Source organism: Sporacetigenium mesophilum DSM 16796, assembly GCF_059569055.1.
On sequence record NZ_JCANUR010000008.1, the window covers coordinates 26,424 to 40,986 of the forward strand.

Annotated in this window: 16 protein-coding genes; 14 read left to right on the forward strand and 2 right to left on the reverse strand. The window is 27.7% G+C overall.

Going from position 1 to position 14,563, the window contains the following annotated elements; all coding sequences use genetic code 11:
• The first annotated feature begins 11 nt into the window (after positions 1 to 11).
• The 5 genes from BS62_RS08125 to BS62_RS08145 all read left to right on the forward strand — a co-directional run bounded on the left by BS62_RS08125 (position 12) and on the right by BS62_RS08145 (position 4,381).
• Complete coding sequence (locus BS62_RS08125; RefSeq protein WP_496490763.1) at positions 12 to 596, forward strand: hypothetical protein; 585 nt, start codon at positions 12 to 14, stop codon at positions 594 to 596.
• A 195-nt stretch (positions 597 to 791) separates the two neighbouring features.
• Positions 792 to 1,271 (forward strand): DUF6530 family protein, encoded by a 480-nt coding sequence (locus tag BS62_RS08130; RefSeq protein WP_496490764.1) that lies wholly within the window; start codon positions 792 to 794, stop codon positions 1,269 to 1,271.
• A 55-nt stretch (positions 1,272 to 1,326) separates the two neighbouring features.
• Positions 1,327 to 2,091 (forward strand): type I 3-dehydroquinate dehydratase, encoded by a 765-nt coding sequence (gene aroD, locus BS62_RS08135; protein ID WP_496490765.1) that lies wholly within the window; start codon positions 1,327 to 1,329, stop codon positions 2,089 to 2,091.
• Between the two features lie 122 nt (positions 2,092 to 2,213).
• Positions 2,214 to 2,942 carry an RsiV family protein gene (locus BS62_RS08140; RefSeq protein ID WP_496490766.1) on the forward strand — a complete coding sequence of 243 codons (729 nt, stop codon included), beginning with the start codon at positions 2,214 to 2,216 and terminating at the stop codon, positions 2,940 to 2,942.
• 62 nt (positions 2,943 to 3,004) lie between these two features.
• Entirely contained in the window at positions 3,005 to 4,381 is a 1,377-nt protein-coding gene (locus BS62_RS08145) for a DUF3298 and DUF4163 domain-containing protein (protein WP_496490767.1), read from the forward strand.
• 89 nt (positions 4,382 to 4,470) lie between these two features.
• Here the strand turns inward: BS62_RS08145 and BS62_RS08150 are convergent, their stop codons facing one another.
• Positions 4,471 to 4,902 carry a DUF3783 domain-containing protein gene (locus BS62_RS08150; RefSeq protein WP_496490768.1) on the reverse strand — a complete coding sequence of 144 codons (432 nt, stop codon included), beginning with the start codon at positions 4,900 to 4,902 and terminating at the stop codon, positions 4,471 to 4,473.
• A 94-nt stretch (positions 4,903 to 4,996) separates the two neighbouring features.
• Positions 4,997 to 6,271 carry a spore cortex-lytic germination protein SleC gene (gene sleC, locus BS62_RS08155; protein WP_496490769.1) on the reverse strand — a complete coding sequence of 425 codons (1,275 nt, stop codon included), beginning with the start codon at positions 6,269 to 6,271 and terminating at the stop codon, positions 4,997 to 4,999.
• A gap of 123 nt (positions 6,272 to 6,394) precedes the next feature.
• Between sleC and BS62_RS08160 the strand changes: the two genes are divergently transcribed.
• The 9 genes from BS62_RS08160 (at position 6,395) to BS62_RS08200 (ending at position 14,522) form a co-directional block, all read left to right on the forward strand.
• Positions 6,395 to 7,114 (forward strand): PrsW family intramembrane metalloprotease, encoded by a 720-nt coding sequence (locus tag BS62_RS08160; protein ID WP_496490770.1) that lies wholly within the window; start codon positions 6,395 to 6,397, stop codon positions 7,112 to 7,114.
• 23 nt (positions 7,115 to 7,137) lie between these two features.
• Positions 7,138 to 7,896 carry an inositol monophosphatase family protein gene (locus BS62_RS08165; RefSeq protein WP_496490771.1) on the forward strand — a complete coding sequence of 253 codons (759 nt, stop codon included), beginning with the start codon at positions 7,138 to 7,140 and terminating at the stop codon, positions 7,894 to 7,896.
• Positions 7,897 to 8,039: 143 nt separating this feature from the next.
• Positions 8,040 to 8,867, forward strand: coding sequence for a hypothetical protein (locus tag BS62_RS08170; protein WP_496490772.1), 828 nt, complete (start codon positions 8,040 to 8,042; stop codon positions 8,865 to 8,867).
• A complete protein-coding gene (gene lepB, locus BS62_RS08175; protein ID WP_496490773.1) occupies positions 8,860 to 9,390 on the forward strand; it encodes a signal peptidase I in 531 nt (176 codons plus the stop codon). Before BS62_RS08170 ends, lepB begins: the two co-directional genes overlap by 8 nt.
• Before the next feature lie 11 nt (positions 9,391 to 9,401).
• The gene (locus tag BS62_RS08180) at positions 9,402 to 10,166 is read left to right on the forward strand and encodes a sugar phosphate isomerase/epimerase family protein (protein ID WP_496490774.1); all 765 of its coding nucleotides are present in this window, start codon (positions 9,402 to 9,404) and stop codon (positions 10,164 to 10,166) included.
• A 99-nt stretch (positions 10,167 to 10,265) separates the two neighbouring features.
• A complete protein-coding gene (locus tag BS62_RS08185) occupies positions 10,266 to 11,921 on the forward strand; it encodes a nucleoside kinase (protein ID WP_496490775.1) in 1,656 nt (551 codons plus the stop codon).
• 118 nt (positions 11,922 to 12,039) lie between these two features.
• Positions 12,040 to 12,957, forward strand: a complete 918-nt coding sequence (gene glsA, locus BS62_RS08190) for a glutaminase A (protein WP_496490776.1) — start codon at positions 12,040 to 12,042, stop codon at positions 12,955 to 12,957.
• Between the two features lie 81 nt (positions 12,958 to 13,038).
• On the forward strand, positions 13,039 to 13,590 hold the full coding sequence (locus BS62_RS08195; RefSeq protein WP_496490777.1) for an ArsR/SmtB family transcription factor: 552 nt from the start codon (positions 13,039 to 13,041) through the stop codon (positions 13,588 to 13,590).
• Positions 13,591 to 13,688: 98 nt separating this feature from the next.
• Positions 13,689 to 14,522, forward strand: coding sequence for a deoxyribonuclease IV (locus BS62_RS08200; RefSeq protein ID WP_496490778.1), 834 nt, complete (start codon positions 13,689 to 13,691; stop codon positions 14,520 to 14,522).
• The last annotated feature ends 41 nt before the right edge of the window (positions 14,523 to 14,563 follow it).

Genomic DNA, 14,563 nt, shown 5'->3' on the forward strand with positions numbered 1-14,563 from the left:
GGTAATTAGTAATGGGGAAATATTACCTATATGTGGTTCTCACAAGAACGAATACAATGATATCTAAACTCATCTCATTAATTAAAGATGATGAATTTACTCATGCATCTATATCATTAGATAAAGAACTTAATAATATGTACAGTTTTAGTAGAAAACATACTTACAATCCTTTCGTTGGAGTATTTAGGCAAGAGGAGATTGATAAAGGAATATATAAATTACAAAAATCATTACATGGTACAATAATAGAGCTTGAGGTATCGAAGCAGCAATACAAGGATGCTACAAGACTATTAAATCACTTTATTAATAATAGTGACCAGTATAGATATAATTATAAGGGTTTACTGGACGGTATGCTTAATAAGGAATCTTGTTATGATAGTAGATTCCTATGTTCGGAATTCGTATATTATATTTTAAATGAAAGTGGTATTATAGATTTGAATATATCAAGAAATCTTGTTAGACCACAAAATTTACTAAGCTTAGAGGGTAGTATAATTTATAGAGGGAATCTTAAAGAATTAAAATATAAATACAAAAATTATGATTCTATAGAAATAGAAGCTGGAGAATTAAGTGTCGGTTAGGAATAACCCTAAATACATAAAAAATAGAAAAATATAATTATTAATGTAGTTTTTAGTATTAAAGAAAATTTCTCTATACTCAAAAACTACATTCTTTTTATGTATACAAATAGTTATATGTTGACATAAACATAATAATAGAATTATAATTTGATTAGTAAATTACTAAACCAGTAATGTTGATGGAGGTAAAAAATGAAAATACCAACTACTTTAAAACATAAACCAGTTATAGTATGTGAAAACTATGAAAATATTGACGGAAGAACTGCTTATAATACAGACGCTAAGGGTATTTCCTTGGGATTAGCTCAATGGAATGATAGAGGGAAGGTAGATATTTCGGCAAAAGTATGGAGACACACAGGGGAAAAATGGTCAAGGCAGTCTGAAGAATTACCATTCCACCGAGTACTTGATCTTGCAATTTTAGTTTGTAGTACAAAGCTTCACTTTAGAGAGGCTTATAGATACGAAAACTTATATGATACAGAAAATCCTATTATAGATAGAGTAGGATTACAGGGTGATGCAATGACTGTATCTGTATGTACCGACAATGAAAAAATTAATGAAGATATTAAATTGTTTAGTCAGGCGCTGAGTGATGATGACGAGCTTATCGGTGAACGTTTACGTACTTTATCAAGAATATTAAAGGGTATGGGCTATTAATATATAACAAAAAAAGAAATTGAGGTATTATAAGTGGAGATTTAAGGAGATTCACATGAATACAGTAAAAGTAAAAAATATAGTAATAGGTGATGGGATACCAAAAATTTGCGTACCAATTGTAGCAAAAAATAAAAAAGAAATAATAGAAGACGCATTGAGTTTTGCAAATATAAAAATAGATATTGTAGAATGGCGTGTAGATTGGTTTGAAGATGCATCAGATATAGAAAAAGTCAAAGCTGTTTTAAAGGACTTAGTTCGTTCTTTAAATAATATCCCTCTACTATTTACTTTTCGTACATCTAAAGAAGGTGGAGCAAAAGAAATAAGCCCTAATGAATATGCTAAGTTAAACAAAGCTGTAGCAGCTACTGGATTAGTAGATATTATAGATGTTGAAGCCTTTACAGGAGATGAAGTTGTAAAAGATATAATTGAATATGCACATTCTGAAGGAATAAAAGTTATTGCTTCAAATCATGATTTTTATAAGACTCCATCTAAGGATGATATAATATATCGTTTAAGAAAAATGCAAGATATTGGAGCCGATATTCTAAAAATTGCAGTAATGCCAAATTCTAAATTGGATGTTTTAGAGTTGTTAGAAGCTACTGTTATTATGTCAGAAAAATATGCTACCAGGCCTATTGCCACAATATCTATGGCATCAGTAGGTGTTATAAGTCGTTTAACAGGAGAAGTATTTGGGTCTGCATTAACATTTGGTGCAGCAAAAAAAGCTTCAGCTCCTGGGCAAATAGGTGTAGACGATTTGTATAATGTATTACAGTTAGTTAATAAAAGTATTAAATAATTAATAAATAAGAAAATAAAGGCTATGAGCTATTTTAAAGTTCATAGCTTTTTTTGCATAGAAATTAAAGTTAAGTGTAAAAATATTACAGTTAATAAATATAAAGGAGGATAATAATTTATATGAATAAATTTATATATGCTATTATGACTGTAATGATAGGAGGAATATTAGGTGTTGGAGTTATAGCTGATAAGGATAATCAAAATTTTAAAACACAAGCAATAGAAAAGAAATATGACGATATAGAAAATGTAATTATTGATAAAAAAACAATAAATAAAAAAGAAAATAATGTGGTTGCCAGTATAAATATGCCAGTTATAAAATATAAAAAATATGATGATAAACCTAAAGATATAAGCGAGATATTTGAAGCTAAAGCTATAGAATTCTATGATGATGCCAAAAAAAGTAATAAAAACTATGATAATTATGTAGTTGATATAGACTACGAAATTATGAGAAACAATAGAAATATATTAAGTATATATACTATGTACAATAAATATGATGATAATTCTACAGAATATTATAATGATGTAGCTTATAATATAGACTTAAGAACTGGGGACTTATTAGATTTAAAAGATTTATTTATAGTGGATTATAACTATGAAAAAGCAATAAATAAAGAAATAAAAAAAATAATTAATAATGATAAGGATAGAAACTTGTATAAGAAATTTGAGGAGATAGCAAGCAATCAAAAATACTATTTAAAAGATAATAAATTAATTATATATTTTAGCCCTGGTGAAATAGCTCAAAATGGCATAGGGAACCCTAGATTTGAAATTCCTATAAGTTTATTTGGTGAAAATTTCAAGAACGAATATATAGTAAATTAAAATAAATTTACAAAAACTCCTAAGAATACTTATATGACAATAATATTTAGGAGGGTTGATAAATGAAAATATCCAAATTAGGAGTTTCTATAGTTATAAGTATATTAATGTTTATTACATTGTATCAAAATGATTTTATTTATAATCTAGATACAAAACAGACACCACAAGTATTTTTGGAACAAGGACTAAAATCAATAAAAATAAAGGAACAAAATATAAGAGTAAAAAAAGATAACATAAACATAAGCGGGAAAATGCCTGTAGTATATTATAAAGATAAAAATATACAACAAAATATAAACCTCCTTATAGATAGAGAGGTTAATGAGTTTGTAAATACTGAAATTCAAAATTCACAGTTATATAATGAAAAATATAAAAAGAATGTTGAAATAAATTACTATATTCCATTTGAAGATAAAAATATATTAAATATAGTAATAAATAAAAAAATATTTTTAAATAAAGATAGTTATTACTTTATAAAAGATAGCTATGTATTTGATTTAAATAGTGGCCAAATAGTATCAATTGGAGAGTTATTAAAAGATAACCCAGACTATAAAAAAACCATTAGAGACTATATAGTTAATTATATAAATAAAAATAATTTGCCCTATAGTACGAATAAAATAATAATAGATTCAAAAACAGGATATTACTTATTAGATGATGGAATTGGAGTATACTTTAATCCTTATAAAGATAATTACGAAAAGTTAGATTATGAATTTAAAATTCCATATAGTATATTTAAAAACAAAATAACCAAAGTAAAAACTAATCCTTTAAGTGCAAGTATAGACTATATAAATATAATAAGAGAAGAGCCTTATATAAATAGTATATTAAACATACCTGTAATAAGCATTGATAATAAGGATATAGAAAAGAAAATAAATAAAATGTTAAGAAAAGAAGTTTTAGACTTTTTTGAAAAAGTAAAAAAAGAAGCTTCTCAATATTACAGTAATGCTAAGGGAGTAGGAATAAATCCTTTTGTAGCAAACGTAACTTTTGATATAAAAGAAAATGAAAATAATATATTGAGCATATACACAATATACTATCAGTACAGTGGTGGAGCCCATGGGTACAATAATGATATTACTTATAATATAGACTTATCAGATGGAGAACTAATAGAACTAAAAGATTTATTTAAAGAAAATGTAGATTATAAAAATATAATAAACAAAAAGATAAACAAACAAATAGACGAAATGATAGAAGCGAACGGAGAAAGTACTCCTATATATGAGTTTAAAGGAATAAAGGATAATCAACCTTTTTATCTTCAGGATAACAATTTAGTTATATATTTTGAACTATATGAAATAGCACCTTATGCGGCTGGAATTCCTAAGTTTGAAATACCACTAAAAGAATTAAAAGATGTATTAAGTGAAAAGTATAAAGAGTTACTTCTAAAGTAACTCCTTATACTTTTATAATATCCAACTGATAAACTTGAGCAACGGACCTGATCTTCAAGGGCGTTGGCGACATGAGCGCAGCGAATTTTTTATCTTTTAAGCTTTTTACTCATTAGCATATGCTCTTGATAAACATCTTTTATTAAGTTTTTTAATTGCCAATTTATATTTGTAGGAGTCAATGTAGCCATTAATGGTCTTTGCAATCCATGTTGTTTAAACTTATCTAAAAAATCATGAATTTCCTTTTGAGAAAATCCACAAAGCAACATAAACTTAACATCAGGGTAATTATTATTAGATTCGAAGTCAATATTTTTTTTAGCCCATGAATCGCTTAAAAGGTCTTCAGGTGTACTATCTAATAAAAATTTTTCAACTATCATATATTCATCTTCATTTGATTTGTTTAAGAAATCACCTAAATCTTTTCTTTCCTCTTGCTTATATCCGTATATAAGTATCTTATGTATATTATGATTCCTATTATTATTTTCCACATCTATTTTTTGAAAACTCATTTTATCATCTCCTCATAACATTAATATCCAATAAATAGATATTCTAAACAAGTAAAGGATATTAGTCTAAATATTAACTAATATCCTATATAAATTATTTATATCTTAATTCTGCTATTTTTGTAACTGCTGTATACACACGCGATATTTCATACCAGGTTTTAAAATCAACTACTCCTGATTGAGGTAATCCAAATATACGTTGAAATTCTTTTACTGATGTTTGAGTTGCATCATCAAAAGTACCATTTTCTCTAACCTTTGGTAGAGCGGGGTAACCATTAGATATAGCATTTAGCTGGTTTTGAATAGTCCTTACATCGCTACCGGTAGACCCTAATTGAAGAGATTTACCAGGATAAGAAACTGGAACACCTGTAACTACAGGGGCCTGTGCAAATACTAGGTCATTACCATAAAAATTTTTTATAATTTGTTCATAGGTTTGACCTTGTGCTCCTAATTCTTTACTTCCCCATTGGGTCATTTGACCTGGACATTGAGATTTTTCACCATCACAGTATTGTGCTAAAAGGGGCTGTCTAGCACTTGGAGGTCTTTTTATAAAAGTGCTAAATATCTCGTCAACGACTACGCTTATAGTATCAAATACATTTCTTTTATTTATAAATTTATGATCATATGCTGTGGTTGAAGTTATAGTATAGTTATATCCTTGGTTTCTATACCATTCTGTAAATACCCTATTTAAAGTAAATGATACTATTGCTAATACGTTTGCATATATAGTCTGAGTTGGCCAAGTAGAGTATATTTCAGATGATGCTACATTTTTTATATAATCTTTGTATGTTATCCAGTAATTTTGAGCAGATGCATCATCAGGCATACCATCATGAACAATTATAAATTCAGGAACCACAGGGTTATCCAAAACAACAAAGCCTGTTGGAGGTGGAAGTGGTTTTAGATCATCTTCTGGTATTTTCGGCGGGTAATTTCCCCACAAAGTATTTGCTCCTATAGTAAATACAAGTTCATTTTGTCGAGAATACAATAGAGGGCTTCTTGTTTTAGGCACTAATTGAATAGGTTGCCTCGCTTCAACGGTGGCAAATACTTGTGTTCCGTTTATAATGATGGTTTCATATCCATCTTTTATAACTTCTACTAAATATTCACTATAAGGTCTTACAGTTGAACCAGGAGTAAGTGAATACTCTACATCTGGTGCAAGTACAGTTAACCCAGTAACCTGACCTGATATATCAGTTTTTAAATTCTGATAAACTGAAGTAGGAGAACTAGATGATTCATCTGGTACAGAATATACGTTAACTGTTGCATCTTGAACAGGTCTATTTGTATTACTATCAACTACAAATACGGTTAATAGTCCATCTGCCATATTTTATAACATCCCTTCTTAATATGTTTTTAACTAACTATTATATATTATGAAAATGATGTACAAATTGTTAAGTTATTTGGCAATAATATAATTAGATATTATCTAGAGAGGAAGATAAAGATGAAATTAGAATTATTATTATTATCGATAGCACCAGGAATAGCATTTGGATTATGGATATATTTAAAAGATAAGTATGATAAAGAACCTCTTTATCTTTTACTTAAGGTATTTATATTTGGATGTTTATGTACTATTCCAACATTAATAGTAGAGAATATATTAACATATTTTAATATATTCGATGGATTATTATCAGTTGCATATATATCATTTATAATTGCTGGATTTACAGAGGAATATTTTAAAAGATTAGTAGTATTAAAATCTGCTTTTTCTAGTAAAGACTTTAATGAAAAGTTAGATGGTATAGTATATTGCGTTTTTTCAGCTTTGGGATTTGCTACTATAGAAAATATATTGTATGTATTTTTTAATACCAGTATGGAAGCTTTTCAAATTGGAATCAATAGAGCCTTAATATCTGTACCTGCTCATATGTTATTTGGAGTTACAATGGGATATTATCTATCTTTATATAAATATAGTAGTATTGATAGCACAAAGAAAAAAAGCTATTTGAGAAAATCCCTTTATGTTCCTATTTTACTACATGGATTATTTGACTTTATACTTATGAGTAATTTAAGTTGGGCTATGATAGTGTTTATTATTTATGTGTTATACTTATGGAAGATAAATTTAGATAGATTAGACGAATATACTAAAGATTCTAAATATCAATGTAGTAGAAAACACCATAGAAATGAACTTAAATAAGTTATTAAGTAAGGGGGTAAATTATGATTAATGATGCAAAAGAAATAGCTTTATTAGGTGGACAATTTCTTAAAGAAAATTTCATGAAAAATATAAGAATAGATATAAAGGGATATAAGGACTTAGTAACTGAAGTCGATTATAAATGTGAGGAAATAGTAATTAAAGAAATTGAAAAGAGATTTCCAAAGCATAGCATATTATCAGAAGAAAAGGGATTTATAGATAAAAATTCAGAGTATAAATGGATACTAGACCCTTTGGACGGAACAATAAATTTTGCTAAGGGAATACCTTTATTTGGAATAATATTATCATTATTACATAATGAAGAGACTATAGTTGGAGTTATATACCTACCTATGTTAAATGAACTTTATTATTGTGAAAAAAATAAAGGTGCTTATTTAAATGATTCAAAAATAAGTGTATCTAATACTTCTAACTTACAAGATGCTATAATATCTGTAGGAGATTTTAATATAGGAAAAGATGATGAGATGAAGAAAAAAGACAATATAGAGATGTCAAATATAATAAATAAATTTTCACAAAGCACAATGCGTACTAGATGTTTTGGAGCTGCAAGTGTAGATTTAAGTTTTTTAGCAAGTGGAAAGACAGATGCTCTATTTTATGCATTTTGCAGTCCTTGGGATGTACTAGCAGGAGAATTATTATTAAAAGAATCAGGTGGAAAAATAACTTACTTAGGCGATAATAACATATATTCTAATCAAAAATTACACAATAGTATAGTAAGTAAGCTAGCTGAGTTGTAAACTATATATTAATATATAAGGTAGTGCTGGTTTAACAGCACTTATTTTTTTCAATTAATAAAATTTATATGTAGTAATATAGATAAATAAGTAAATAATTAAAATAATAAGATTAGTATTTATTAAAAATTTGGGAGGGTTATATGGGCAGTATAAATAAAAAACAAGAGTTCGTTATAGCTAAATTTTTAAAAAGGTATAATTATGATGGGGTACTAGAAATATTATCAGAGGTAGGTATAGATAATGGAGATTTATATAATTTTATAAGCTCATGTAAATATGCTGTAAATTTTGATTTTAAAACAGCTATAAAAAAATTAGATAAATTAAGTAATCCAGTTTTAAATAGAAAAGAAATTAAGGCTCTAAAAAACAATTTAGCTAAGTTAATAGATGGAGAGCCAGAATCTATACTTTCCGAATTAATAGCAAATATTAAGATTCAAATAATAAATGAAGAATACATAGATTTTTTAGGTAGATTATATAGACTAAAGGAGGCTTTGTTTAAATATATATTTGTTCAAAGCCAATATGATAATAAAAAAGATAGAATATCTATGCATGGGAATATGGTTTCAAAGAGAAGTATATTAAATACTCTAAAAAAGAAGTATAATATATATAATGGTAATTTAATCCATGGTGTTACAAACTATGTACACAAGTATGTAAGAAAAACGAAAAGAATAGAAAAAGTTCTTGAAATGCTTAATAGCGATAAGCTTGAAAAATTAATACATCTTAGAAATGAGTGTCCTGTTGGACATGGATTTAGAGGGGTTAGCAAAGAAGATATAGAACAAATATACGGCGAACCTATGGAAGTAATACAAGATTTTATAAAAATCTGCGAACTTTTAGATTTGGAAATAAAAACCAACAAATATGATGTAATAAATGATATTATAATAGAGCTTATCGGTAAGTATTTACGTTATGAAGGAGATGAGGTAGCTGATGAATAAGGTAGGTAAAGAAATATTAGAATGGATAAAAACAATAGCAGTAGCCCTAGTAATAGCATTTATAATAACAACTTTTGTAAGACCTACATTAGTAAGAGGATATTCTATGTATCCGACTCTAGAAGAAAATGATTATTTGATTATAAGTAGAATGGCTTATAAAAATGATATTCCTGATAGAAGAAACATAATAGTATTTAAATCGCATTTGATTCAAGAAAATGGAAAAGGTAAAGACCTAGTTAAAAGGGTTATAGCTATTCCAGGGGATCATCTTGTTATAAAAAACAGTGAAGTATATATAAATGATGAACTCCAAAAAGAACCATACATAAGTGCAGCATATACTGCGGGAGATATAGATATGGTGATTCCAGAGGGACAAATATTTGCTATGGGAGATAACAGGGAAAATAGTATGGATAGTAGGGACCCTCAAGTAGGATTAGTTTCTATAGATGATATAATGGGTAAGGTCATATTGAGACTGTATCCATTTAATAAAATAGGGTCCTTAGAATAAAGGTGAGATAGTTGAGACTAGGAATATCTTCTTTAAGCTTTGAGCTAAAAGATAAAATATATATGTGCAAAAGTGAAGGGCTAAATCATATAGAATTAGGTATAGATAACTTAGATGAATATGAAATACTATATGATTATATAGACGAAATAAACAAGCATAATATAAGCGTAGGTATACATTTGCCAATGGAATTAAATACATGCGAAAATATAGATTATATAAGAAATGCATGGGTAGATTTTATGTGCAAAAACTTTGAGCATGCACATAAACTAAATTTAAAATATTTTAATATTCACCTTGGATATGTTATGACTAATAGGTTTCTGTCTAATAAACCTAAATATCTAGATAACTCTATAGATTTTTTTAAAAAAATATGCTCAAAATCTAGAGAGATAGATATATATATAGAAAATACATATTCTAAGCAAGGAGACTTTAGCAATGTTGGAAATTGCTTATACGATTTTGAGTATATATTTAGCAAATTAAATAATATAGGTAACTTAGGTTTTTGTTATGATACTGGTCATAATCTTATAAATAAAGATCTATATATAAAAAGCTTGTACAATAAAACCAAACTAATACACTTAAGTGATAATGATGGTTTAAATGATTTACATATAGGATTAAAACATGGATTACTAGATATAAATGAGATATCTAATATAGTTAATATAAAAGGGGTTAAATATATTGTACTAGAAATTCAGGACAAGTATATAAATGAAAGCAAAGACTTAATAAAAAATATTATAATATTATAATTAGAAATAATTTGATATGGTAAGAATATAAAAGAGGTATATACCTCTTTTTTTTTCATATAAATTAATACAATAGGATATAATTTAAGGGGTGTTATAATGAATAATATTAAAGTTAGTATAAGAAATAAAATACTAGAATATCCTAAAGGAATTACTCTAGAGAATATAAGCAAAGACCTTAAAAATGAGTATAAGGGCATTATAACCTTAGGAGTTGTAGATAATAAATTAAGGGAATTAAATGAAACTATAGATAAAGATTGTAACATAGAATTTATAGATACATCTAATGAAGATGGAATGAGGGTTTATTTTAGAGGGTTATCCTTTGTATTTATAAGAGCTTGTGAAGAAATATTAAAAGGTTGTAATGTAACAATAGAACATTCTTTATCCCATGGATTATACTGTGAAATAAAGTATGAAAGAGATATAAATCAAGAGGATATAGATAATATAGAAAACAAAATGAGAGAAATAATAGATAATAATGAGCCTATCAAAAGAGAAATAGTATCGAAAGAAGAAGCTATAGATATATTTAATAATTTTGGAAGGCATGCAAAGTCTGAACTTATGAAATATAAGCAAGATGATAGTGTTAAAATATATGAGTGTGGTTGGTTAAAAAGCTATTTCTATGGCTATATGATTCCTTCTACAGGGTATCTTAGTATATTCAAACTCCAATATTATAAACCTGGTGTTGTTATAATGGGACCTCAAAGAGACAACCCAACAAAAGTTAGAGATTTTGAACCTCAACCAAAACTGGCAAGTATATATAGGGAGGCTGAAAAGTGGTCTACTTTAATGAACATAGACAAAGTTACATCACTAAATGAGATTGTATTAAAAGAAAACTATTCAGAATTAATAAGGATAGTAGAAGCTCTACATGAGAAAAAAATATCTCAAATCGCTGATATCATAGCTAATGATGAAAATAAAAGAATAATATTAATAGCGGCTCCATCTTCATCCGGGAAAACTAGCTTTGCACATAGATTGTCTGTTCAACTAAAAGTAAATAATTTACATCCTATACCAATATCTTTAGATGATTACTTTGTAGACAGAGAATCCACACCTAAAGATGATGAAGGAAATTATGACTTTGAATCTATACATGCAATAGATATTGACTTGTTTAATAAAGACTTAGAAAAACTATTAAATGGTGAAGAAGTAGAGTTGCCTACATTTAACTTTAAAACAGGAAATAGAGAGTATAACGGAAGAAAATTAAAGTTAAATGAAGACCAACCTATAATACTAGAAGGAATACATGGATTGAATCCACTACTTACTAAGTCAATACCTGATGAAAATAAATTTAAAATATATATAAGTGTATTAACACAAATTAACTTAGATGATCATAACAGAATACCAACTACAGATTTAAGATTAATTAGAAGAATAGTTAGGGATTATAATCATAGAGGATATAGTGCTCAAAGAACTATATTTCAATGGCCTTCAGTAAGGAGAGGAGAAGAAAAAAATATATTCCCATTCCAAGAAGAAGCAGATATCATGTTTAATTCAGCCAGTGTGTATGAATTAGCTGTTCTTAAAAAGTATGTAGAGCCTATTTTAAAGGAAATAGAAGTAAATTGTAGAGAATATAGAGAAGCAAATAGACTATTAAAGTTTTTACAGTATTTTGTAAGTCTAGATGATGAGCTAGACATACCTCCTACGTCTATAATAAGGGAATTTATAGGTGGAAGTAGAATAGTTCATTAATTATATAAGGGTATATCCATAAATATAAAGGTCCTGAATATTGACAAAATATCAGGACTTTTATATGGTATTTAGTATATACTTACTAAAGATAGTTTTGTATCGGGAGGTAATAGTTATGGAGTCTATATTGAAAGATATAATAAATAAAAATAAAAAATATACAAATTATGGACAAGTTGCAACGTACATACCAGAACTTAGAAATGCTAATAGAGAAGACCTTGGGGTTTGTATAATAGACACGGACAATAATGTATATCTATCGGGAGACCATGACAAAAAATTTACCATTCAAAGTGTATCCAAACCAATAGTATTGGCATTGGCGATAATGGATAATGATAAAGATTATGTTTTTTCAAAAGTAGGAATGGAACCTAGTGGAGATCCGTTTAACTCTATAACAAAGTTAGAAACAAATGATACTAAAAGACCATCTAATCCAATGATAAATGCTGGAGCTATAGTAACAACGTCTCTTATAAAAGGAAAAGATATTAAAGAAAAAGAACAAAGAATGTTGGACTTTTTTAGGAAATTATCTAAAAATCCTAACTTAGACATAAATTATGATGTATATAAATCAGAAAAATTAACCGGAGACAGAAACAGAGCTATGGCATACCTTTTGAAAAATGATGGTATAATACAAGATGATATAGAAGAATTATTGGATTTATATTTTAAGCAATGCTCTATAGAGGTAAGTGTTGTAGATTTGGCTAGAATAGCTTTAAATTTAGCTTCTTATGGAGTGGATATAACTACAGGAGAAAGAATAATAGATGAAGAAACATCTAGAATAGTAAAAACATTTATGGTTACATGTGGAATGTATGATGCATCAGGTGAATTTGCTATAAAAGTTGGAATACCTGCTAAATCAGGAGTAGGTGGTGGAATAATGGCATCAGTTCCAAGTAAAATGGGTATAGGTGTATTCGGTCCAGCACTTGATAAAAAGGGAAATAGTATAGCTGGAACTAAGGTATTACAAGACTTATCAAAAAATTTACAACTAAATATTTTCTAAAATATAGAATTTTTTGACAATTATTCTTGACTTGTTATATAATAAAAGTAATTTATATAATTTTTTATTAGGGGTGGGGACATGAAAGATGTCTTGGTATTAAGGGAGTTAGAGGGGATAAAAGCAATATCGCATCCGTATAGGATCGAAATATTAGAATCGTTTGATAAAGAGCCACTGTCGGCAAAACAGTTATCAGAAATATTAAAAGAGCCTCATGCCAAAATTAACTATCATATTAAGACTTTACATAAGGCAGGAATACTAGACTTAGTAAATCAAAAAATAAAGTCAGGCATAATTGAAAAATATTATCTACCAACAGCAAAGAGAATAGTAATAGGGAAGAATATATTGAGCTTTGAATTAGAAGAAGAAGCAAATAAAAATCAAGACTACATAACTTTGTTTGAAAAAATAAGCCATGATTTTTATAATGCAATAGAGAATAATGTAGTAGATAAGAATAATATAAATCATTTTAACAATATAAGCTTAACACAAAAAGAAGCAAATGAAATTATGGAAACAATAAATGAAAAAATAACAGAGGTAATAAAGAATAGATATGATTTTAATGGGGAATATGAGTGTAAATATGACATATCAATGTTAGTATTGCCAAAAGATTAGGTATCAACAAACTGTTGATACTATTTTTTTTGGGTATAATGACTATATAAGGTTTTAAAGATATGATGGTCGCGAATTTTTTATAGGAGGTAATTAATATGTTAGTAATAGGTCCACATATATCAATAGCCAAAGGATTTTCAAAGGCTGCTCAAACTGCTGTAGACATAGGAGCTAATACATTTCAGTTTTTTACTAGAAACCCAAGGGGTGGAAATGCCAAAGATTTCAACGAAAAAGATATAGAGAAATTTCAACAAATAAGAAAACAAGAAAACTTTGGACCATTGCTTGCACATGCTCCATATACAATGAATCTAGGTGGGTCAAAGGATGATGTTTATGAATTTGCAAGAAGGATATTTAAAGAAGATATACAAAGAATGGACTCAATAGGTGTAGAGTATATGTGCTTTCACCCAGGTAGTCATGTAGGTGGGGGGATAGAGTTTGGAATAGAACGAATAGCCTTTTCTCTTAATGAGGCTATAACGGGAAATGAAAAAATAACTATACTTCTAGAGACTATGTCTGGAAAAGGAACTGAAATAGGATTTGAATTCGAACAATTAAGGCAAATAATAGATAAGGTAGAACATAAAGATAAAATAGGAATATGTCTTGATACATGCCATATTTTTTCAGCTGGATACGACATAGTAAACAATTTAGATGGAGTGTTGAATGAATTCAATAATATAATAGGGTTAGATAAGTTAAAAGCCATTCACTTTAATGATAGCATGATGCCTTTCGGAGATAAAAAAGATAGACATGCTGGAATTGGAGAAGGCCAAATTGGGTTTGATGCACTAATTGGATTTATTACCCATCCAAAACTAAAGCATCTACCATTTTATCTAGAAACTCCTTATGATGATGCCGGACATGCTAAAGAAATAAAAATGTTAAGAGAGATAGTTTGTAAATAATGTATTTTTTGGTGTATAATTGTATTGTAAATTATGGGTGG